Genomic DNA, 23,128 nt, shown 5'->3' with positions numbered 1-23,128 from the left:
GGTTCATGCTGCTTATTTCTTTTTCTTCCTCACAAAAGCGGCTGTCGCATTGTTGGCAGCGCCCTTGCTCTTGCCGCTGCCACCTTTCTTGCCGCCCTTGCGCTTCTTGCGCTTAGGCGTTTCGCCCTCGCCCCCGGCCTCACTGCCGCCGGGGCTGAAGATCCCGCTCGCGGTCGCATGCTTCCGCCGCGAGCCTGCGCCGCCGCCCGTCGCTCCAGCAGACGGGCTGCCGCCGCTATAGCCGCCCTTCCCGGAGCCGAAGCCAAAGCTCCGGGTAGGCGCGGCCTGCGCGGCCTCGCCAGGGCCGGACGCGCCACGCTTGCCCGGCTTCCCGCCTTGCGCGGAAGCCGCTTCCCCGCCGCGGCGCTTGCTGCGCCCGGCGCCGGCGCTATCCCCGGCGGTAAAGACCTCGCCGGGGCCTCCTTTACCGCCGCCGCGGCGTTTGTCCTTGCCGCGGCCCTTGCCCCCGCGGCCTGCGAAGCCGCCGCGGTCTTCCCTGCCGCCGGCCTTGCCTCCGCGGCCGCCGCTAAAGCCCTCGCCGCGCGCTCCACCCTCGCGGCGGCGCGGCTTCATATCGACCATCTCGAAGTCGATCGTATGGTCGTCCATGTTCACCCGCACGACTCGGATCTTCACCTCGTCGCCGATACGATATATCTTGGAGGTGCGCTCGCCGATCAGAGCCATGTGCTGCTCGTGGAAGTTATAATAGTCATCCGTCATCGCGCTGAGGCGGATCAGGCCTTCTACCGTATTCTCCAGCTCGATGAACATGCCAAAGCTTGTTACACTGCTGATGATGCCCGGGAACTCTTCTCCGACCTTATCAAGCATGTACTCAGCCTTCTTCAGCGCTTCAGTATCACGCTCGGCCTCTACGGCCACACGCTCACGCTCCGAAGACTGCTGGGCAATATCCGGCATCCGGCTCGCCAAATACTCCTGACGCGCTTCTGTGAGCGCTCCGCCACCTTCGATTACCTCCCGGATGATCCGGTGGATCACAAGGTCGGGATAGCGGCGGATTGGCGAAGTGAAGTGCGAGTAATACTCAGCCGCCAAGCCGAAGTGGCCGGTGCTCTCTGAGTCATATTTCGCCTGCTTCATCGAGCGCAGCATCATCGTACTAATGACGGTCTGCTCCTTCGTGCCCTTGATGTCCTCCAGCAGCGTCTGTAGGGCACGCGGATGTACCTTGTTGCCTTTCCCCTTAACCGAGTATCCAAAGTTGGCGATGAACGCCATAAAGTTCATCAGCTTCTCCTGGTCCGGGTCTTCATGAATCCGGTAGAGAAACGGAACCTTGAGCCAGTGGAAGTGCTCAGCGACCGTCTCGTTCGCAGCCAGCATGAACTCCTCAATAATCTGCTCGGCAATGGAACGCTCCCGCTTGATAATATCCACGGCCTTGCCGTTCTCATCCACGATCACCTTCGACTCCTCGAAGTCGAAGTCCACCGCTCCGCGCCGTATCCGGTTGTTCCGCAGCTTCAGGGCCAGCTCCTGCATATCCTTGAAGTTCTGGACCAGATCGCTATAGCGCTCGGTCACTTCCGGGTCCTCATCCTGAAGGATTTTGCGCACGTTAGTGTAGGTCATCCGCTCTTTCGTACGGATCACACTCGTGAAAATATCATGCTTCACGACCTTCATCTGCTCATTAAACTCCATCTCACAGCTCAGTGTGAACCGGTCCACCTTCGGATTCAAGCTGCAAATGCCGTTAGACAACCGGTGCGGCAGCATCGGAATAACCCGGTCCACCAAATACACACTGCAGCCGCGGTTATACGCTTCCTGATCGAGCTTGGAGTTCTCCCGCACATAATAGCCTACGTCAGCGATATGAACTCCCAGACGGAAGTTGCCGTTAGATAGCCGCTCCACATTGACCGCATCGTCCAGATCCTTAGCGTCTTCGCCGTCAATGGTGACAATAATCTTGTCCCGCAGGTCCCGCCGGTTCTGCTTGCGAATTTCCTCTTCTTCTATCGTATCCGGGGCATCCAGTGCCTCGGCCAGAACCTCTTCCGGGAACGACTCGGGAAGCTGATGCTTGCGGATAATGGAGAGAATATCTACTCCCGGATCATCCTTGTGACCGAGAATTTCGATGACTTCCCCTTCCGCTGCTGAACGGCCTTCCGGATAGCGCACAATGCGCACCACAACCTTCTCCCCATCCGCCGCGCCGTTGAAAGCACCCTTAGGGATAAAGATATCTTTGTTAATCCGCTTATCATCAGCAATAACAAAGCCATATACCTCGTTATTTTGAAACACACCGACAACCTGGGTTACAGCCCGCTGTACAATCCGCACGACCTCACCCTCAAGCTTGCCGCCGCCACTACTCTTTGACGTTACCCGGCCAAGAACAATGTCTCCATTCATGGCACTCTTCAGATCGTTGGCATGGATATAGACATCCGGATGTTCCCGGTTCTCAGGAATCAGAAAAGCAAAACCTTTGGCATGCACCTGCAGGCGCCCGCGCAGCAGACTCATCCGCTCAGGAACCCCGTAGCGGTTCGTCTCGGTCAGTATGATTTTGCCCTCTTCCTCAAGATGGTTAAGAAGCTTCAGGAACTCCTTGAAATCAGCCGCGCTGCTGATGCCAAAATGCTTCTCAAGCTCTTGATATGTCATCGGTTTATAGGCGGTCTCCCGCATAAAATTAAGTAAATCTGATTCCGTTATCATCGTTTCACCTCGGGATGGCTTGTACACAAGCTGTCGTAATCTTCCTGAATTACCCTTCTTGTATATACCCTAGTATACACGAAATCAACCGACTGCATCCGTTTCCGTGTAAAACGGTGTCTGCTTCGGCCGCTTCATACCAGGCATGTTATTTATCATTACCCAACCAAGCTTCATACGCACAAAAAAAGCCCCCGTTTTCACCGGAAAACGAAGGCTCTGTTACACATGTTCTACTATTTAAGAATGACGGCTACTGCAATCGACAGGATAAAGAACCCTGCGGCCATGACTATGGTCAGACGCTCAAGAACAAGTTCCATTCCGCGCGCCTTAGCTTTACCAAACAGGTGTTCAGCGCCCCCGGAGATGGCACCGGAAAGACCCGCGCTCTTTCCCTTTTGCAGAAGAACAACCGCAATCAGACCGATAGAGAAAATAATGAGCAGCACTTTCAATAAGATATCCATTCAATCCACCTCCTAAGCGTGATCACCATCTATGAGAACCTCCCCATTCCCAGATAAAGGAAACCAGGCAGGCCAATATGTACACATAAACAGCATTTATAGTGTACCATAGCTTACCTGCGAAAACAATATACATCCGCTTTAGATTACCGTTCTTCGAAGTTTTAACACAGATCCATAATCCTAACTGCAATGAATTCTTTCCACCGTACAGCTAACCTGAAAGATCGTCTGACAGACCACCTGTATTCAACACCTTCTCATTTTCGCGAACAATTCCTGCCGTCCCTAATCCCTACTAATTCACGGACAAATCAACAGACGCCCCCAGTTTCCCCACCAAGCTAGCCGTATTGCTTCCTGGGATACAGCATCTCGTTGGTTTAAACAGCGTTGTACCAAGCATCCCTGAAACACGCACCAAGCGCACGGGAGAAGTCGAACGATGCACAGAAATTCAAGCTAACTCTCTACCCACCGCCATTATTTAGCGACACTCTCCAAAGTTCGGCTTAGAGCCGACACTTTTTTAGCCGCTTCAATCCCCGGCTCTTCGTCTACACTTCCACATTAATCTTGCTAAAGGATGCCGATCAGCCAACCATCATTCAGCCACCAAGATCATCGGTTCTGTCTGCAGCTCAACATTCCCAGCTACCGCTCTTGAAATCATGCAGGAGCCTTCAGCTTTCTCCGCCAGCAGACGGGCTTTACGTAACTCTTCTTCCCCACTACCTGCCTTAAGAACTATCTGAGGTCTGTGAATGATCTTTTCATATGTGAAAATATTGTTCGTTACGTCGACCACCGCCTCCGAGATCTGCGTTAGGCTGACAGTCTCTATGCCCGACCGCTCCAACATCGCGGCCAGCGTGATCAGGTAACAAGTGGCCGCAGCCCCGAGCAACATTTCATCGGGATTTGTGCCTACACCAGGACCTCCCATTCCCTCCGGGATCGATATCCGGGTCTTCAAGTTCCCCGCTTCAATCGTTCCCTCACTGTTGCGTCCGCCATTCCATGTACCTTCAAGCTTGAAGATGTGTTTCATCCCTATGTCTCCTTACATCAGTGAACTTGGTATTTTCTAACTACAGCCCCATCCCTGCCCACAAAGTATTGTACTTAAGGTTTTGGTGCTAAGATTGGCATACCACGGTTTTAAATTATTGGATCTGAATTTACGGTTCTGCAAAATCATTCTTACCCTCGGAGTTTTGCATTTAACGGCTGCGCACTCCCTACTCCAAAATTCAAAGTTTAAAGGTTAGAGGCGTATAGACAAAGAGACCCCAGCTGAGCACCCATTCGGGCACCTCTGAGGTCTCTAAGCTATGTCAGAAACGGAATGGTCCGTTTCTTATTTGTTTTTCAAGTTGTAGAAGGATTTCAGACCGTTGTATTGAGCAAGCTCATTCAACTGATCTTCAATGCGGAGCAATTGGTTGTACTTCGCAATACGGTCTGTACGGGAAGGTGCACCCGTTTTGATTTGGCCAGCATTCGTTGCAACCGCGATGTCCGCAATTGTGCTGTCTTCGGACTCACCGGAACGGTGGGAGATTACAGCAGTATATCCGTTGCGTTTAGCAAGCTCGATGGCATCGAAAGTTTCTGTCAAAGTACCGATTTGGTTTACTTTGATCAGGATGGAGTTACCGATGTTCTCTTCGATACCTTTAGCCAGACGCTCAGTGTTAGTTACGAACAAATCGTCACCAACCAATTGGATTTTGTCGCCCAGTTTCTGAGTGAGCAGCTTCCAACCTTCCCAGTCGTCTTCGGAGCAGCCATCTTCGATGGTAATGATTGGGTATTTGTCTACCCAAGAAGCCAGAAGGTCTACGAACTCAGCTGAAGTGTAAGATTTGCCTTCGCCTTCAAGCTCATATTTACCGTTCTTGTAGAACTCTGTGGAAGCTACGTCCATACCCAGGAATACGTCTACGCCTGGTTTGTAGCCGGCTTTTTCGATAGCTTCGATGATTGTAGTCAAAGCTTCCTCGTTGGAACCAAAGTTAGGAGCGAATCCACCCTCGTCACCTACTGCAGTGCTCAGGCCTTTGCTGCCCAGTACGGACTTCAGGCTGTGGAAGATTTCTGCACCTGTACGAAGAGCTTCCTTAAAGGAAGGAGCGCCTACAGGAAGAATCATGAACTCTTGTACGTCAACGTTGTTGTCGGCATGTGCGCCACCGTTAACGATGTTCATCATTGGAACTGGAAGTTGTTTTGCGTTGAATCCGCCAAGGTATACATACAGCGGCAGATCAAGAGCATCAGCAGCAGCGCGGGCAACCGCCATGGACACAGCCAGAATCGCGTTAGCGCCCAGCTTGCCTTTGTTCGGCGTGCCATCCAGGTTGATCATCAATTTGTCGATACCCAGTTGATCAAGCGCGTCCATACCGATAACTTCTGGAGCGATGATTTCGTTCACGTTCTCAACAGCTTTCAGAACGCCTTTACCGAGGTAACGGGATTTGTCGCCATCGCGAAGCTCAACAGCTTCGTGTGCGCCTGTGGATGCGCCGGATGGCACGATCGCACGGCCAATAGCGCCGGATTCCAGATATACTTCAACTTCAACTGTAGGGTTACCGCGGGAGTCAAGGACTTCGCGTGCATATACGTCAGAGATAATAGTCATGTTAAAGTCTCCTTTTTATTTAAAATGTTATTTCGATTTACGGCTGGCAATCATGGATTGTCCGGTCATTTCCGCAGGCTGTGGAAGTCCCATCAGATCCAGGATGGTAGGGGCCACATCGGCCAGAATGCCGCTCTCACGCAGAATCACGTCTTCGGACGTCACAATGAACGGTACCGGATTTGTGGTATGTGCAGTGAACGGACGGCCTTGCTCATCAAATACCATGTCGGCGTTACCGTGGTCAGCAATAATAATGGTGACCCCGCCTTTGGCCAATACGGCATCCACGACTTTACCGACACACTCATCGGTCACTTCAACCGCTTTGATCGTTGGTTCAAGCATACCGGAGTGACCTACCATATCCGGGTTGGCGAAGTTCAGGATAATCGCATCGTGTTTGTCCGACTCAATCTCTTTCACTGCCGCTTCCGCAACCTCGTAAGCGCTCATCTCCGGCTTCAGGTCATACGTTGCCACCTTAGGGGAGTTGATCAGAACGCGAGTCTCCCCTTCAAGCTGAACATCCCGTCCACCGCTGAAGAAGAAGGTTACGTGCGGATACTTCTCGGTTTCGGCAATCCGCAGCTGGGTCTTGCCCTGCTGAACGAGAACCTCACCCAGTGTGTTGTCGAGATTCTTCGGCTCATAGGCTACAAAGCCTCCAACGGTCTCGCTAAACAGTGTCAAGCATACGAAGTGCAGTCCAACCGGGAACTTAGGACCACGGTCGAAACCGCGGAAGTCCGTGTTGGTGAACACTTGGGACAGCTGAATTGCACGGTCAGGACGGAAGTTCAAGAAGACTACGGAGTCTCCCGACTCAACCAGTCCTACCGGGTTACCGGAGCCGTCTACGATCACTGTCGGCTCAACGAACTCGTCATAAACCGACTTCTCATAGGATTCCGTAACTGCCTGAATTGGATCCGTATATTTTGGTCCGTCTCCATAGACGATGGCACGGTAGGACTTCTCCACCCGCTCCCAACGCTTGTCGCGGTCCATGGCATAATAGCGTCCTTGAACGGTTGCGATCCGTCCAACGCCCACTTCTTCAATCTTAGCCACCAGCTTCTGAAGGAAGCCCTTTGCACTGTCTGGGGCTACATCGCGGCCATCCAGGAATGCGTGGATATACACTTCGTGCATATCTTCCTTCTTCGCCAGGTCCAGCATAGCAAACAAATGGTCAATATGACTGTGTACGCCGCCATCGGACAGAAGCCCATAAAGATGAAGCTTCTTGCCGTTTGTCTTGGCACTGCGCACAGCCTCAACCAGCGTCGGGTTCGTAAAGAACTCACCCTCGCGGATCGATTTGTCAATCCGGGTAAGGTCCTGATAGACGATCCGGCCGGCACCGATGTTAAGGTGTCCTACCTCAGAGTTCCCCATTTGCCCGGCAGGCAGGCCTACCGCTTCCCCACATGCTGTAAGCGTGGTGTTCGGGTACATCTTCAGGTATCTGTCGTAATTCGGTTTCTTCGCCTGGGCAACCGCGTTGCCTTCTTCCGTACCGCGAAGTCCGAAACCGTCCATGATGATCAGTGCTACAGGTCTTGGTGCTGACATCTTACTTTGCCCCCTCGACAAGCGCGATATAAGAAGCAGGCTGCAAGCTTGCACCGCCTACGAGCGCTCCATCGATATCGCTTTGTCCCAGATATTCCTTCACATTCTCAGGCTTCACGCTGCCGCCGTATTGAATGCGGATTTTGGATGCTACATCTGTGTTGTACAGATCCGTTACAATCGAACGAATGAAGGAGATGACTTCATTCGCATCTTGTGCGGTGGAAGACTTGCCTGTTCCAATCGCCCAGATCGGCTCATAAGCAATAACAACCTGAGCCGCTTGCTCAGCGGAAAGGCCTTTAAGAGCGGCTTCAGTCTGAACTTTAACCACATCTTTAGTCTGGCCAGCTTCACGCTCTTCCAGCTTCTCACCCACACATGGGATCGGTGTAATGCCGTGTTTGAATGCGGCATGCACCTTCTTATTGACGATTTCATCTGTCTCACCGAAGTAAGCCCGGCGCTCGGAATGCCCAATAATGACATAATCCACGCCAAGTTCTTTCAGCATTGCTCCGCTGATTTCACCGGTGAAGGCACCTTCATCTTCGAAATGCAGGTTCTGGGCGCCGATTTTAATCGAGGTTCCCTTTGCCGCTTCCACCAAAGCCGGAAGGTTGGTGAATGGAGCGCAGATTACGCTCTCTACGCCTTCTACTTCCGCTTTGCCTTTAACGTCCGCAAAGAATGCTTTTGTTTCGGAAACGGTTTTAAACATTTTCCAGTTCCCTGCAATGATCGGTGTTCTCAAAAGGCTCACTCCTTGTCTGGTATTTCAGTTTTACTTATCGTTCAAGGCTTCAACGCCTGGAAGCTTCTTGCCTTCCATGAACTCAAGGGAAGCGCCGCCGCCAGTAGAGATGTGGTTCATTTTGTCAGCCAGGTGGAACTTCTCGGCTGCCGCTGCAGAGTCACCGCCACCGATAATGGTGTAAGCTTCAGTCTCCGCACAAGCTTCAGCTACCGCACGCGTACCGCCAGCGAATGGTTCGATTTCGAATACGCCCATAGGTCCGTTCCATACAACCAGCTTGGAGTTCTTGATTACATCCGCATACAGCTCGCGGGTCTTCGGTCCGATATCCACGCCTTCCCAATCGGAAGGAATACCGTCGATACCTACAATATCAGTGTTCGCATCGGCACTGAAGTCATCGGAGATGACCACGTCAACCGGAAGCAAGAAGTTCTTGCCAAGCTTCTTCGCTTTTTCGATGAAGCCCAGAGCCACGTCCAGCTTCTCTTTATCCAGCAGGGATTGTCCTACTTCATAGCCTTGGGCTTTGAAGAACGTATAGGACAGACCGCCACCGATCAGAACGTTGTCTGCAAGAGTCAACAGGTTGTCAATTACATCGATTTTGTCTTTCACTTTAGAACCGCCAATGATTGCAGTGAAAGGACGTTCAGGGTTGGAAAGTGCTTTACCCAGAACGGACAGCTCTTTCTCCATCAGAAGACCGGAAACGGCAGGGATCAAGTGAGCGATACCTTCGGTCGAAGCATGGGCACGGTGGGCCGCGCCAAATGCGTCATTCACGAATAGATCGGCAAGCTCCGCAAATTGTTTTGCAAGCTCAGGATCGTTCTTCTCTTCACCTGGGTAAAAGCGGACGTTCTCAAGCACAAGAACATCGCCATTGTTCAAAGCATCAACTTTAGCTTTAACTGCTTCGCCTACAGCCTCATCCGCTTTGGCTACCGGTTTGCCAAGCAGCTCGGACAAGCGCTCTGCAGCTGGTGTCAGACGAAGGGAATCCACGAACTCACCCTTTGGACGTCCAAGGTGGCTCGCCAGAATCACTTTTGCCCCATTCTCGATCAGGTACTTAATGGTTGGAAGTGTCTCCCGAATGCGGGTATCATCTGTAATCTTGCCGTTCTCGAGCGGCACATTGAAATCCACACGCACAAACACGCGTTTTCCATTTACTTCGACGTCACGTACACTTTTCTTGGTCATCTCCACGTTCCTCCTAAATAATCTTTGCTGTATATCCGTTCATGTGCATTTGGTACAAGGTTCTCTTAAGCATGGTTATCTCTATATATTTATCATTTGTATAAGTATGGGTTATTCAGCATGAACCAAAGAGGAGTCCTTAAGTTCAGGTTGCTCCTCTTTGGAATTAAATTTGGATTTGTCCGGTCTTATTGAGCTTTCTTAGCAAAGTACTCAAGAGTACGAACCAATTGAGCTGTGTAAGACATTTCGTTGTCGTACCAAGCTACAGTTTTAACCAACTGCTTGTCGCCAACGGACAGAACTTTAGTTTGAGTTGCATCGAACAGGGAACCGTAAGTGATACCTACGATATCGGAAGATACAAGCTCTTCTTCAGTGTATCCGTAAGTTTCAGGATCGGAAGCTGCTTTCATAGCTGCGTTAACTTCGTCTACAGTAACTTTCTTCTCAAGAACAGTTACCAGCTCAGTCAGGGAACCAGTTGGTACTGGAACGCGTTGTGCGGCACCGTCAAGTTTGCCTTGCAGATCTGGAATAACCAGACCGATTGCTTTAGCAGCACCTGTAGTGTTAGGGATGATGTTCTCAGCAGCAGCGCGGGCACGTCTGAAGTCACCTTTGGCATGCGGAGCATCAAGTGTGTTTTGGTCACCTGTGTAAGCGTGGATTGTAGTCATCAAGCCTTCAACGATACCGAATTTGTCATTCAGTGTCTTAGCCATTGGAGCCAAGCAGTTGGTTGTGCAAGATGCGCCAGAGATTACAGTTTCGGAACCATCAAGAGTCTCATGGTTAACGTTATATACGATCGTCTTCATGTCGCCGGTAGCTGGAGCGGAGATAACCACTTTTTTAGCGCCGCCTTTGAGGTGAAGTTCAGCTTTTTCTTTAGTAGTGAAGAAACCTGTGCACTCAAGAACGATATCAACGCCGAGCTCGCCCCATGGCAATTCTTCAGGGTTGCGGTTGGCAAGAACTTTAACTTCTTTGCCGTTCACTTTGAAGAATCCGTCATGAACTTCAACTTCACCGTTGAATCTGCCTTGTGTAGTGTCGTATTTAAGCAAATGAGCCAACATTTTAGCATCTGTCAGGTCATTGATAGCTACTACTTCAATACCTTCCACGTTTTGAATACGACGGAAAGCAAGACGTCCGATACGGCCAAATCCATTAATACCAACTTTTACACTCATTGATAGTTCCTCCCAAATTTCGTTTTTTATTTATTCAAGACGGCATTAGCCGTCATGAGTAACCCTATTTATTTTATTGCTTCATGAACTGTGGTCAAGCCAGCTGACAAGCTCCTTGGCTGCCGCTTCGTCCGTCACCAGAATATCCTCATGGCCAAAACGCAGCACTGCGTGTATGGCCTTGGCTTTGCTTCGGCCGCCTGCGATTCCGATAACCACCTCTGTGGAAATGATATCTTCAAGTCTCAGACCAAGCGTCAGCATCTTGTGGACAACCATGCCATCTTTATCGAAATAGTAACCGAACGATTCAGCAAGAGCTCCTTCCTTCTGAATCTCCTCAAGCATGGAGGCATCCAGCTTACGCCTGTGGGCCATTTCCATAGCATCCCCGATGCCATGAACGACAATTCTTGCCTTGCGGATCAAAGCCACGATTTCCTGTGTGTTCGGATCGCTGACCAGGGAATGGTAAGCCTCTTTGCCTAGAAGATCGGGCACGTGCAGCAGACGATAGCCTGCGCCTACACGTTTTGCCATAGTAGAAGCAATGGTGTTGGCCTGGATCTCCAGGTTCTCTCCAAGTCCACCTCGGGCTGGTACGAACCAGCTATCCTTCAGCGGCGCCTGAGCCGGCATAGTCAGCTTCTCGGCTACCTCGGCAATGGTTGTGCCGCCGGTTACAGCGACCACATCGCCCTCCTCCATGACCTCAAGGAGTGCCTTGGCTCCCGCCCGTCCAAGCTCTTGCTTCGTCTCCGGGGAGACATCCCAATCGCCAGGAACGACGATGACCTTGCGAAGCCCATAGGCTTTGCGGATTCTCTCTTCCAATGCGGCAAGACCGAGCAGTTCCTTAACCAGGGGCTCCAGCATCTCGACCAGGTTGCTCCCAGCTTCGCTGATGGCCATCCCGGTATTCTCAATTTCAATCAGTCCCTGTGCTTTAAGCAGGTCTGTCTCAGCCCGCAGCACCCGCTCCGTCATATTAAGGGAAGCGGCTAGCGTCCTGCGGCCAATCACTCCGGCAAGCTTGATCTGATGAAGAATTGTGTATCTTTTCTTGAGAACATCCATGAGATCAGGCAGAAGCTGCTTTTGGATTTCCAATATATTTCGCATGCTTTCACTCCTGCTCGGCATTCATCTCATCTTCATCAATAAACGAACCAGCTAAACAGCCGGTTGGCCTTAAAATGTCCCGGGTTAACTTTTTAAGTCCCACCTACATTCTACCCAATTTCCCCCTCTCTTGCAAGTCTGACGATCGTATAATTTACCTCGCATGTCTTGTTTATGCAAAATGCCTGATCTATCAAGCACTTCAGCAGTGTAATGTAGATTAAGCTTGCAATTTAATTAGCGATATCATATAATTATTTTTGTTACTCTAAATTTGCGCCCGTGGTCCAATGGATATGACGCAGGCCTCCGAAGCCTGAGATCGAGGTTCAATTCCTCGCGGGCGCGCCATAATTTTTGGTAATTTCTGAATACCTTTAATATGTTTAACCAAACCCACCCGAAAGCGGGCCTTTTTTTTATAATTAGTTTGACTTTCTTTGACTTTATGTTTGAAATTGTTTATGATGTGGTTATTATGGAATGAACTTACTGCAGAACAGCGGATTTTGAAGATTGATTTCCTAAGTTCATCCATATTGCTTAAGATTCCATAGACAGACAGCCTACATATTATTTTTGGCTTGTCCCCCCCCCGTTTTGACCTCATCTTTTTGGTCAATGATGTAAGGGATGGAATGATGGAATGATGCATCAACTTAATTCTTTTATCCAAACACTTTTAAGGAGGGTTTTCTAATGAGCTATATTCCTATGGTTGTCGAACAAAGCAATCGCGGTGAACGTGCTTATGACATTTATTCCAGACTTCTTAAGGATCGTATCATCTTCCTTGGAACCCAGGTAAATGACGTGGTTGCCAACTCCATTATTGCGCAAATGCTGTTCCTCGATGCTGAAGACCCGGGTAAAGATATTCATCTGTATATCAACAGTCCAGGCGGCTCGATTACAGCCGGTATGGCTATTTATGATACCATGCAGTTCATCAAATCGGATGTCTCCACTATCTGTGTGGGCCTCGCGGCTTCCATGGGCGCATTCCTGCTGAATGCCGGGGAGAAGGGCAAGCGCTTCGCACTTCCGAATAGTGAGATCATGATTCACCAGCCGCTGGGTGGAGCCGAAGGTCAAGCTACGGATATCGAAATCCGTGCCCGCCGCATCCTCAAGATGCGCGATTCTCTGAACAAGATTCTGGCTGAGCGTACAGGCCAGCCGCTTGAGCGCATTGAGAAGGATACCGACCGCGATTACTTCATGAGCGCATATGAAGCCAAAGACTACGGTATTGTCGATAAGGTTATCGAGAAGACCGGTCCACAAGGCGTATAATTTCTGGTTAAAACAACAAGCCCCCGTCTTCGCTAAACAGCGAAGCGGGGGCTTTTCATTTTGATATCAGCTTAATTTGACTCTTCCTTCTTATTTAAACGGATTTGCTCCCTTGGCAACTAGATTACTAAGGGCAAAATCATACTGAACGGTTCCTTCCGCAAAAGCGGTATATTCATACGGCTGGAAGTAAATCGTCAGGGTGTTTGGCTTCAGATAGAAGTTTTTGTCCGAAGTCAGTCCTTTAAAGCCGCCCAGGTAGCCGCCATTTGCTTTTAGCTTCTTGCCAAGCTCCTGATTCAGCTGCTTCTTGTAATTCGGATTGCTCTTCAGCAGATCGCTCATGCCCAGCTGCTTGCCATCCTTGAGCGAGAAGGTAAACCCGTCTGTAAGGGTTAGACCATGCGCCCCTCCCGTATAAGAACCCTGCGCCACCACGAGACTCAGTACGCCTTTTTCATTAAATGTAACGATATAATTGCTGTCATACTCATACTTGTTCTCTTGTGCTGTCCGCTTCTTAAGCTCCTTCTCCGCAGCAGCCACGAACTTGTCCATGTGGGCCTTCAGCGTGTCATTGATCGCTTTCTGGGCAGCTTCATCAGCCAGCCCGCTAATTTGCGGATACTGCAGCTTGGCCGTTGCGCCTTTGAAGGTTTTGTCTACCGTTACGGTCTTGATCTGAATGGCATTCTCCGCACGCGCCCCCACGCTTAGCTGCTTCGTCTTCGTATCCCAGTTGGACTGCAGCCCCATGTAATCATTAAGCAGCTTGTACGGCACATACAAATGACCTTTATTCATCTTAGAGCCATACTCATCGGACAACAAATAATATCCGTTAATATCCGCAGTAGCTGTACCCGCAGATACAGTCAGGTTAAGCTTACGGTATCCTTCCCCAATGCTGTAGACATGGGACTTGGCATCATAGGTGAATTTCATCCCCACTGTATCACGCAGAAAAGTAACCGGAACGAACACCCGTCCTCCGATCAGCATTCCTTTATCCTTGGACACCTTGCCGTTCCACTTCAAACTAACGGGCACCTGCGCCGTCTCCGCTTTCTTTACTACCGCCTTTGCGGCATACCCTGTGCCAGCCGGAACCGCGGCGCCTCCTACTAATATAGCTGCTGCCAGTAGCCCGGCACTCCACTTCATTCCTTGATTCATTAAGATTACTCCTTTCTTAGTTGAATATCCGGTTTATTTCCATTCGTTCAAGAACATTCGTCTTTAACACACTTCATAATTATAGGTATCCAAGGGGATTAAAGGGTAACAATGTACATTACACTTTCTTTCCATTCGAGGACGGACCATGACATTTTTTTAAACATTATGTAATTTTTTAAGCAGGTATTGTTGTTTCTATATAAAAAAAGACACCCTCAGCTCGTGGCTTCGGGTGCTTGGATGACCTACCTGCTCAATAGGAACTGTATCAGTTGAACTATTGATTTTACAGTATAGCAGCCTATGAAATGTCCTTCCGGCCGCTGTCGTTCCCAGACCTCTTGATTAAATGTTCTAAGATAGAAGTCCGGTCCCTAAGGCGACCGTTGTGCACCTTCGGAATCATCGAACACTCTTGCCTATAGGTAATCCTCAAGTTCAATGATACAGCACTTCTCATAAATGAGCTCTAACCTGCCGGATATCCGGTGCTGATCTGTTACAAATACCCGTACCCCAGTCTATGAAGCTGTTCCGCTATCACCTTATAGCCGCGTCCATTAGGGTGTACTTGATCAATCGAGAGCAGCTCCCTGCCCCTTCTGGTAAAGATGGGGAAAATGTCCGCAAAGCCGTAAACCTGGTTTGAGAACTGGGCAGCATACCGGTTGAACTGGGTAACCCAAGCATCCCCCTCCCTCACCTCTGGATGGGGATTGTACAGACCAACGACGCGCAGGATATATCTGCTGCGGCTCCCCTCCTTGATGCCATAGACCGTGCGGACGATATCCGTAAAATTCCGTTTGCACTCGGCCAAGGACTGACTCAGAATCTGGGATTCCCGCGAAGGAGTCCGCCGGATTGCCTTTGCAGCTTGGATCAGGTCATTTCCACCAATGGAGATGGTTATGATATTGGCATCTCTCAGAGCCTGCTGATAGACCGGATATCGGAGCCGCTTCTCAAGCTCACCTGAGGTCAGGCCGTTAACACCCAGGTTCTGGCTGTACACCTGAGTACGAAGTGTGCCTTCGGCCATCCGCCGATATGTGGGCACGAACCCGTTGCCGGGCAGAGCCCCGAATCCGGTAGTCAAGGAATCCCCTATCGCCGTATATAGATAGCTCACCCGTATCGCCTCCTATACATATGGTTCATCTTATGTACCGGTATCCCAGCAGGCAACGGGGAGATGTCCTTAATGGACATACGTCGAGACAAAAAAACCCGTCCCAGTGGGACGGACTTCTTAACTATATAGAATGAACTTATAAAGGTTACCGTTTTGGGCGCTGCGATGCCGAGTGTTCTTACGACCACTGTTGTCTCCGAAATCCTTTGAACTAGATATCCAAGTAGGGGCATTTCGGAGACAAAGGCGGACGCTCCGCTTCTTCAGAATCACTCGGCCTCTCCGCTGAGATCGGTTATTTTTTTAAAGCTCATTTTATATATCTTCAATTATTCACGTCCGCTTTTCAGCTCGGTCCAGAATCGGTCATACACCTGCAAGGTATTTCCCACATCCTTGAGCCATTCGGTGCGTTTCATTTCATCTTCGGACAAATTAATCATTTTGTCGTCACGGTATTCTTTGCTGTGGAATTCCATCGCCTTGGCATTCGGATCACTGTACCCGATCGCTTCATAGTTCTTCGCACTGACCTTCGGATCCATCATATAGTTGATGAATTTCTCAGCCAGCTCCTTGTTTTTAGCATCCTTAGGGATAGCATAGTTATCCGCGAAAATGGTACCGCCCTCCTTAGGAACAACGTAGGCGATATCCTTATTTTCCTTGGCTACAAAAGAAGCGTCTCCGGACCACATGGTGGCGATCCAGCCTTCTTCCTGAATCATCTTCTGCTTGATAGTGTCCGTATCAAAGGCAAGCACGCTAGGCAGCAGCTTCTTCAGATCTTCAACAGAGGTCTTGATCTGTGTCTCGTCCGTGGAGCTGTTCGACCATCCGTTCTTCTTCAGGGACATTCCAATCACTTCCCGGTTATCATCGAGCAGCAGCACTTTCCCTTTGTATTTCGGGTTCCACAAGTCCGCCCAGCTGGAGATCGGTTCTTTCACATATTTCTTGTTATAAGCAATCCCGGTAACTCCGGACATATATACAATGGAATACTTATTGCCTGGATCAAAAGGCGGGTTCTTGAGCGACTCCGTCAGATTCGCGAAGTTCGGAATGTTTGCCATGTTCAGCGGTGCAAGCAGGTTCTCCTTGATCATCGTGGCCACCATATAATCCGATGGCTGAATCAAATCATACCCGCCTCCGCCAGCTTTGATCTTAGCCAGCAAATCCTCGTTATTCGCAAAATTATCGTAGTTGATCTTCACGTTGTTCTGCTCTTCGAAATCCTTCAGCACCTGAGGATCGAAGTTATCCGCCCAGCTGTAGATGTTCAGGGTCTCTTTCTTCGAACCGCAGCCGGACAAAGCCAAAACCACCAACATGGCGGTTAGCAGCAGACTTACAAGCTTTAACTTTTTATTCAATTCGTTATCTCCTCTCTTCCCATTACTTCTTCATGTGTTAGAACGGCAGCATTTTCTGTTTCTTCTGCCCCTTGCCCCGATTCAGCATATACTGAGCCAGGAAAATCAGCGTTACACTTACCAGGATCAAAATCGTACAGAGCGCGTTAATTTCCGGGGAAATACCCCGCTTGACCTGCCCGTATATATAGATTGGCAGCGTAGTTGAGCTGGGCCCCGATACAAAGAAGCTGACCATGAAATCATCCAGCGACATGGTAAAAGCAATTAAAGCCCCTGAAATGATGCCTGGTGTAATTTGGGGCAGGGTCACGTGGCGGAAGGTCTGCCACGGGCTTGCTCCGAGATCCTGTGCCGCCTCCTCCAGCTGCTTGCCCATGCCGGCAAGGCGTGAAGACACCACTACGTATACATATGACATGCTGAAAGTGATATGAGCAATAATAATCGTTGTTTTACCGGTATCGATCTCAAGTATCCGGAACAGCACCAGCAGAGACAAGCCCATGATAATGTCAGGAATCACGATCGGCAGGTACATCAGCCCATTCGTGCCAAGCTTCAGCCTTCGGCTGGATCTGCGGACAGCAATGGCTGCGAGTGTCCCCAGCAGGGTAGCCACAATCGTGGATACCACAGCCACGATCAAACTGTTCTGCAGAGCATCCATCACGTGATCATTATCAAACAGCGATACGTACCAGTCGAATGTAAAGCCGCGCCACTCCGCAGATAACCTGGAATCATTAAATGAGAACAGGATAATAAACAGAATCGGCACGTAAATAAAGATCATCATCAACAGCGAGTGAAGGCCAAGCCATGGACTTTTCTTGCTTCTCATGCCCGTCCCCCCTTCACCGATTCATATCTGGAGGTCATCGCCCTGTTAAATAACGCAATCAAGATCAACGAGGTGATCACAAATATCACAGACAGCGCAGCACCGAACGGCCAATTTCTCGCCCCTAGGAACTGCGTCTGAATGATGTTGCTGATCATGGACGACTTGGCGCCTCCAAGGATATCCGTCACCACAAACATTCCCGTGGTTGAGACATATACAAGCACCGCACCGGTCGTAATCCCCGACTTGGTCTGGGGCAGGGTAATATGCCAGAACGAACGCCAAGGGGAAGCTCCCAGGTCGCTGGCGGCTTCCAGCAGCCTCCTGTCCATCTGCTCGATGGCCACATAAATCGGCAGCACCATAAATGGAATGAAGGTATATACCATTCCTAGAAGAACCGCACCTTTGGTATACAGCATCTGCATCGGTTCAGAGATCCAGCCAAGATTCATCAGCAGGCTGTTCACCACACCCTGCGTGCGCAGCAGCAGAACCCAGGCGTACGTCCGGATCAGAAAGTTGATCCAGAACGGAATGGTGATGAGGGCAAGCCCCCAAGCCTGTCTGCGTGGACCCGACCTGGCGATGTAATAAGCCAGCGGATAGCTCAGCAGCAGGCAGATCACCGTTGTGGCTACAGATAAGACAATTGTATCCCAATAAATCCCCAGGTAAAGAGAATCAAAGAAGACTTTGTATGCATCCAGACTAAACGTATAGATCAGGTTCCCATCGGCATCTCTTTGCATGAAGGAAATTCCCACCACAATAAGCATGGGAATGACAAGAAAAATACTCAGCCACAGCAGGACTGGAAGCAGTGCAAATCCTGATTTCTTCATGCGCCGATATTCACCTCATCTCCAGGGCCCCAATCCACCCCGAGTCTTTCACCGATCTCCCACGGACGCTCGTCCGTGAAGTCCAGCGCGATACTAACCGTCATCGGCTCATTGTCCAGCTGGACAATGACCTTGTGAATGCTGCCAAGGTAAAGCACATCTTGAACCACTCCGGTCCGCTTCGCCGCGGCCGTATCCCGGGTTGCTCTCAGCTTCTCAGGACGAACGGCGAACAGCCGCCCATCCTGGGAAAATATATTATTCTCTCCCACGAATGTTGCGGCAAACAAGGTAGCAGGTGTTGCATAAATTTCCCGAGGTGTCCCAATCTGTTCTACTTGTCCATTATTCATAATCACGATCCGGTCAGAAAGCATCATCGCCTCTTCCTGGTCATGGGTTACATACACGAACGTAATGCCCAGGCTGCGCTGGAGCTGCTTCAGCTCAGACTGCAGGTTCTTCCGAAGCTGGAGATCAAGCGCGCCCAGCGGTTCGTCAAGCAGCAGCACCTTCGGCTTGTTAGCGATAGCCCGCGCAATGGCGACACGCTGCTGCTGTCCACCGGACAGCTGGTGAGGGAAGCGTTTGACGAGCGGAGTCAGCTGGGTCATCGCCACCGCTTCTTCTATCCTCTTTGTGATCTCGGCCTGCGGCAGCTTTTTCATTTTCAGCCCGAATGCGATATTGTCCTCCACCGTCATATGGGGAAAAAGCGCATAATGCTGGAATACCAGATTCAAGTCCCGGCGGTTCGGGGGAAGTGCGGTTAAGTCCGCTCCGTCCAGCACAATCCGTCCTTCTGTTGGTTGTTCAAAGCCGGCAATCATCCGGAGAATTGTCGTCTTCCCACAGCCGCTGGGCCCGAGCAAGGTCAGAAATTCACCTTCCTTAATCGTCAGGTTCAGCGGATGCACAACGACTTGTCCGGCAAAATGCTTCTGGACATCAATCAGTTCAATCATGTGCATCAACTCCTTATTGTTCAATTATGGGTTCCTATGTAGCCTACATGCTATTGGCGAACGGGGAATCCTGCAGGGTTCCCTGTCTTTTGTACAATCTGAAAAAAAAGCCATATCCCTAGGGATGGCTCCTATTAGTCTATCATTTTTTTGCATATTCAATATACCTTGTTTTACCCCTTGATACAACACCTTTATAGGTCTTCAGGCAGGAAGATGTATAAGATGTGACAAAAAACGCCCTTCCCCACTGCCCGGGGAAGGGCGTTCCTGAAAATCTTAAATCGGTTTAAACCCTGCTATTTAAGCTCATACTGCACGTTCAAAGTTGTTGTTACTTTAATCTGACCAGGTTCAACCGCACTATCAGCTGCAGAGCTTGCGGTAGACTTCTCCATGGCAAGATAGTTCTGCTCATACATAGGAACACTGCTTACTCCGCCTTGGCTTACGCTGAGAACTGCGCCCATTTGACGCTTCACACCTTTGGCGATGATCCCGGCCTTCAGTTCTGCATTCGCCAACGCTTTGTTAATTACCTGCTCTTGGTATTGATCCGGGTTCTCAACGGTAAAGCGCACGTTGTCAATCCGGTTCGCCCCATTCTTCGACGCGTCATCCAGAAGCTGACCAATCTTGTCGAGCTGACGGTATTTCACTTGAAGCGTATGGGAGGCATTATAGCCCTTTAGCTTCTGCCCCTCCTTGTCATTGTAAGTATAGTTCGGCTGAACATAGAATCCCGTTGTCTGGATATCCGCAGCATCAATTTTCCACGTATTCTTCAGCAGGTTCGTAAGCTTCGCGATCTGAGCCGCAGTAGCCTTCTGCGCTTCTTGAGCCGTCGCTGCCTGAGCTTCTACACCGATGGATAGATAGGCAATATCCGGCTTAATAAAAACTTCCCCGCTACCAGTCACATTAATTACATTACGCTGTACTGCCTCATCCGCATAAGCGCGCGGCGCATCAGTCAGCAGCCCGCCCACCGTAGTACCTCCAGCCAACAATGTCCCTGCAATCAGCACTGATCCTAGTGATTTCACCCAAATCTTCATGTAACCCGCCTCCATAATTAAATTTTTTTGAACCTGCTATAAGTTGAACTAATGATTCCCAAGTAAGGCAGTCGTGTGAAATGTTCTTTAAGGTCGCTGTTGCTCTCAGATTTCTTGAATTAATTTTATAAGGTAGAATTCTGGTCACAAAGGCGAACACTTCGCTTCTCCAGAATCATTTCACACTCTCGCCTAATGGTAATTCTTCAGCTTAACTTATAAAGACCTCTTTAACTTCAGTCTAGACGCCTTTTGGTAAATTTAACTACTAAACGGAAGCTGTTTTCCAAAGGTTGCAGTGATAGGGGACAGCTCCAAAATAAATTTGGAACACAAAAAAGAGACGGTCCGTCTGCCTCAGCGGCAGCCAGCCATCTCTCTGTCATGCTTGTCCATCACGTTATTACTGGTTCTCCAACTCTTCCTTGCTGACCAGACTGACTAAAGCGTTTGCAGCCTGCTCCGCATCCGCACCCTCGGCGCTAATGTAAATTTCCGTTCCAGTGCTGATGGCAAGGCTCATAATGCCCATGATGCTCTTGGCATTTACCTTCTTGTCATCCTTCTCCACGAACAACTCAGACGAGTATTTATTCGCTTCTTGGACAAAAAGCGCCGCAGGTCTGGCGTGAAGACCCGTTTTCAAACGGACGGTTACCGGATGTTTGACCATGAATCCTTACCCCCTATACGTAATCAATATGCAGACTTATTTCCGCATATTACTGAGGGAATGAACCCGGATTTACAGATATCCGCGTTCATCCCACTTGAAATTTATTTTAATCAGTATACCATAGGCGCTATGCCTCACACTAGGTGTAACGATTCACATGCCCCGAATTTTTTCGGCGAGCTCGTCAATCTTGCGCAGGCGGTGGTTCACGCCGGACTTGCTGACCGTGCCTTTAAGCATCTCGCCAACTTCCTTAAGGTTCATATCGGGATGAGCCAACCGGATCTCAGCCACTTCCCTGAGCTTCTCGGGCAGCGACTCAAGTCCCACTTCCTTCTGAAGCAGCTTGATATTGTCAATCTGCCGGATGGCCGCACCTATGGTCTTATTGAGATTGGCCGTTTCGCAATTGACGATCCGATTCACGGAGTTGCGCATGTCCCGCATAATTCTCACGTCCTCGAACTTGAACAGCGCCTGGTGGGCACCGATAATACTAAGCAGTTCGATAATCTTCTCGCCTTCTTTGATATAGAAAATAAAACCCTTCTTCCGCTCGATACAGCGCGCATTCAGATGGAACTGGTTCGCCAGATCCACCAAAGCCTGGCAGTGCTCCTCATACATAGAGGAAATTTCCAGGTGATATGAGGAACCCTCCGGATTGTTCACAGACCCCCCGGCGAGGAATGCTCCTCTCAAGTATGCCCGCTTGCAGCAGTTCTTACGGGTCAGCTCCGGGTTAATTCCCGGTGTGAAGATAAATCCTTCGGACACGATCTTGAGCTTGTTCAGGATCTCCTGGACATGCGCGGGAATCCGCACGATGTACACATTGTTCTTCTTCAGACGCATCTTCTTGCGCACGAGCAGTTCTGTATGCACGTCGAAATATTTTTTAATCAAAGAATAAATCCGTCTTGCTATCGCGGCGTTCTCGGTGGATATGTCCAAAATGACCTTCTTGTTCGAGACCGAGACGGAACCGTTCATCCGGATTAACGCGGATAACTCGGCCTGCTCACAGCAGGGCTCGGCTTCAATCATGGTCAATTCCTTTTTGGTTTGTGCCGCAAATGACAAGGGACTCACCTCTTTCGTATACTCCAGTTTTGCACCAGCTGATAAATGTGATGACTTAGCTTATCCGCATCATGGCGCAAATATCTGCGGAACAGCACCAGGGTGTCCGCAATCATTTTGTAGCCCCTGCCCGTGACGACATCCCAGTCGACCTTAACGGGTCTGGCCCCTTTCTCAGCGTAGAAATCCTGCACTTGAGCAGGAATTTCACCATCATTAACGATGACATAATCAAATAAATGATGACCCACATGCTCGTATACAGCCTCAAGGTGATCGCTGACGGCATATCCGTCGGTCTCCCCGGGCTGGGTCATGACGTTGCAGACAAAAATCTTGATGGCATCAGAATTCGCCAAAATCGCTTCGGCCAGCTTGGGAACGAGCAAATTAGGAATAATACTCGTATACAAACTGCCCGGGCCAATCAGAATCGCATCGGCCTCCAGTATCGCCTCGACGGCCTCAGGAAGCGGCTCGACCTCCTCCGGCTCCAGGAAGATCCGCTTGATCCTCCCGCCCGCCTCGGGAATCTTCGACTCCCCGGTGACAATCGAACCGTCGTCCATCTCCGCATGCAGCACAACCGCGTGCTGCGCCGCCGGGAGCACACGTCCCCGCACCGCAAAGACGCGGCTGAGTTCACGGACAGCAGTCACAAAATCACCCGAAATATCAGTCATGGCCGCAAGAATCAGATTCCCCAGGCTGTGGCCGGCGAGTCCCTCCCCTGCGGTGAACCGGTAGCTGAGCATATCGTATAATAACGGCTCCACATCGGCAAGCGCGGTCAGGACGTTACGGATATCCCCCGGGGGCGGCATCTGCAGCTCACTTCTCAATATACCGGAGCTGCCCCCGTCATCGGCTACAGTCACAATAGCTGTTATATCTAGAGGCTTCTCTTTGAGGCCGCGGAGCATCACGGACAGGCCGGTTCCCCCGCCCATCACCACGATCCGCGGCTCTCTTTCACT

General features: G+C 50.2%; 20 protein-coding genes and 1 tRNA gene. 2 read left to right on the top strand and 19 right to left on the bottom strand.

Features of this window, described 5'->3' with window-relative positions:
• Positions 1 to 12: 12 nt before the first annotated feature.
• From rnr to KJS63_RS24295, 9 genes are all read right to left on the bottom strand, one after another.
• Positions 13 to 2,703, bottom strand: coding sequence for a ribonuclease R (gene rnr / locus KJS63_RS24335; RefSeq protein WP_213621453.1), 2,691 nt, complete (start codon positions 2,701 to 2,703; stop codon positions 13 to 15).
• Positions 2,704 to 2,939: 236 nt separating this feature from the next.
• Positions 2,940 to 3,173: a preprotein translocase subunit SecG gene (gene secG, locus KJS63_RS24330; RefSeq protein ID WP_068613042.1), complete on the bottom strand. Its 234-nt coding sequence runs from the start codon at positions 3,171 to 3,173 to the stop codon at positions 2,940 to 2,942.
• Between the two features lie 604 nt (positions 3,174 to 3,777).
• A complete protein-coding gene (locus KJS63_RS24325; protein ID WP_213621452.1) occupies positions 3,778 to 4,224 on the bottom strand; it encodes an OsmC family protein in 447 nt (148 codons plus the stop codon).
• Positions 4,225 to 4,533: 309 nt separating this feature from the next.
• Entirely contained in the window at positions 4,534 to 5,823 is a 1,290-nt protein-coding gene (eno, locus tag KJS63_RS24320; protein ID WP_213621451.1) for a phosphopyruvate hydratase, read from the bottom strand.
• 27 nt (positions 5,824 to 5,850) lie between these two features.
• Positions 5,851 to 7,401 carry a 2,3-bisphosphoglycerate-independent phosphoglycerate mutase gene (gene gpmI, locus KJS63_RS24315; protein ID WP_068613033.1) on the bottom strand — a complete coding sequence of 517 codons (1,551 nt, stop codon included), beginning with the start codon at positions 7,399 to 7,401 and terminating at the stop codon, positions 5,851 to 5,853.
• 1 nt (position 7,402) lies between these two features.
• Complete coding sequence (tpiA, locus tag KJS63_RS24310) at positions 7,403 to 8,155, bottom strand: triose-phosphate isomerase (RefSeq protein ID WP_068613030.1); 753 nt, start codon at positions 8,153 to 8,155, stop codon at positions 7,403 to 7,405.
• Positions 8,156 to 8,185: 30 nt separating this feature from the next.
• A complete protein-coding gene (locus KJS63_RS24305) occupies positions 8,186 to 9,367 on the bottom strand; it encodes a phosphoglycerate kinase (RefSeq protein ID WP_068613026.1) in 1,182 nt (393 codons plus the stop codon).
• A 188-nt stretch (positions 9,368 to 9,555) separates the two neighbouring features.
• Complete coding sequence (gap, locus tag KJS63_RS24300; protein ID WP_213621450.1) at positions 9,556 to 10,566, bottom strand: type I glyceraldehyde-3-phosphate dehydrogenase; 1,011 nt, start codon at positions 10,564 to 10,566, stop codon at positions 9,556 to 9,558.
• Between the two features lie 81 nt (positions 10,567 to 10,647).
• Positions 10,648 to 11,688, bottom strand: coding sequence for a sugar-binding transcriptional regulator (locus KJS63_RS24295; RefSeq protein ID WP_068613020.1), 1,041 nt, complete (start codon positions 11,686 to 11,688; stop codon positions 10,648 to 10,650).
• A gap of 276 nt (positions 11,689 to 11,964) precedes the next feature.
• Between KJS63_RS24295 and KJS63_RS24290 the strand changes: the two genes are divergently transcribed.
• Positions 11,965 to 12,039, top strand: a tRNA-Arg gene (locus KJS63_RS24290).
• A gap of 348 nt (positions 12,040 to 12,387) precedes the next feature.
• Complete coding sequence (clpP, locus tag KJS63_RS24285; RefSeq protein ID WP_068613017.1) at positions 12,388 to 12,984, top strand: ATP-dependent Clp endopeptidase proteolytic subunit ClpP; 597 nt, start codon at positions 12,388 to 12,390, stop codon at positions 12,982 to 12,984.
• A 90-nt stretch (positions 12,985 to 13,074) separates the two neighbouring features.
• Here clpP and KJS63_RS24280 read toward each other — a convergent pair whose 3' ends face one another.
• The 10 genes from KJS63_RS24280 to KJS63_RS24235 all read right to left on the bottom strand — a co-directional run bounded on the left by KJS63_RS24280 (position 13,075) and on the right by KJS63_RS24235 (position 23,101).
• The gene (locus KJS63_RS24280; RefSeq protein ID WP_213621449.1) at positions 13,075 to 14,160 is read right to left on the bottom strand and encodes a PdaC/SigV domain-containing protein; all 1,086 of its coding nucleotides are present in this window, start codon (positions 14,158 to 14,160) and stop codon (positions 13,075 to 13,077) included.
• Between the two features lie 502 nt (positions 14,161 to 14,662).
• Complete coding sequence (locus KJS63_RS24275) at positions 14,663 to 15,295, bottom strand: GDSL-type esterase/lipase family protein (RefSeq protein WP_213621448.1); 633 nt, start codon at positions 15,293 to 15,295, stop codon at positions 14,663 to 14,665.
• A gap of 332 nt (positions 15,296 to 15,627) precedes the next feature.
• Positions 15,628 to 16,635, bottom strand: a complete 1,008-nt coding sequence (locus KJS63_RS24270; RefSeq protein WP_213621485.1) for a polyamine ABC transporter substrate-binding protein — start codon at positions 16,633 to 16,635, stop codon at positions 15,628 to 15,630.
• 79 nt (positions 16,636 to 16,714) lie between these two features.
• Entirely contained in the window at positions 16,715 to 17,521 is an 807-nt protein-coding gene (locus KJS63_RS24265; protein WP_068613009.1) for an ABC transporter permease, read from the bottom strand.
• Positions 17,518 to 18,369 (bottom strand): ABC transporter permease, encoded by an 852-nt coding sequence (locus KJS63_RS24260; RefSeq protein ID WP_068613004.1) that lies wholly within the window; start codon positions 18,367 to 18,369, stop codon positions 17,518 to 17,520. Before KJS63_RS24260 ends, KJS63_RS24265 begins: the two co-directional genes overlap by 4 nt.
• The gene (locus tag KJS63_RS24255; RefSeq protein WP_280520854.1) at positions 18,366 to 19,340 is read right to left on the bottom strand and encodes an ABC transporter ATP-binding protein; all 975 of its coding nucleotides are present in this window, start codon (positions 19,338 to 19,340) and stop codon (positions 18,366 to 18,368) included. Before KJS63_RS24255 ends, KJS63_RS24260 begins: the two co-directional genes overlap by 4 nt.
• A gap of 293 nt (positions 19,341 to 19,633) precedes the next feature.
• Positions 19,634 to 20,392 carry an SIMPL domain-containing protein gene (locus tag KJS63_RS24250; protein ID WP_213621447.1) on the bottom strand — a complete coding sequence of 253 codons (759 nt, stop codon included), beginning with the start codon at positions 20,390 to 20,392 and terminating at the stop codon, positions 19,634 to 19,636.
• A gap of 403 nt (positions 20,393 to 20,795) precedes the next feature.
• Complete coding sequence (locus KJS63_RS24245) at positions 20,796 to 21,065, bottom strand: HPr family phosphocarrier protein (RefSeq protein WP_068612994.1); 270 nt, start codon at positions 21,063 to 21,065, stop codon at positions 20,796 to 20,798.
• 156 nt (positions 21,066 to 21,221) lie between these two features.
• Positions 21,222 to 22,151 carry a DNA-binding protein WhiA gene (gene whiA, locus KJS63_RS24240; RefSeq protein ID WP_213621446.1) on the bottom strand — a complete coding sequence of 310 codons (930 nt, stop codon included), beginning with the start codon at positions 22,149 to 22,151 and terminating at the stop codon, positions 21,222 to 21,224.
• 5 nt (positions 22,152 to 22,156) lie between these two features.
• Positions 22,157 to 23,101, bottom strand: coding sequence for a gluconeogenesis factor YvcK family protein (locus KJS63_RS24235; RefSeq protein ID WP_089153582.1), 945 nt, complete (start codon positions 23,099 to 23,101; stop codon positions 22,157 to 22,159).
• Between the last annotated feature and the right edge of the window lie 27 nt (positions 23,102 to 23,128).

This window comes from Paenibacillus sp. J22TS3, assembly GCF_018403205.1.
Classification (GTDB): domain Bacteria; phylum Bacillota; class Bacilli; order Paenibacillales; family Paenibacillaceae; genus Fontibacillus; species Fontibacillus tuaregi.
The sequence above is the reverse complement of the archived record's forward strand: the minus strand, read 5'-3'. Positions and strand labels throughout refer to the sequence as shown.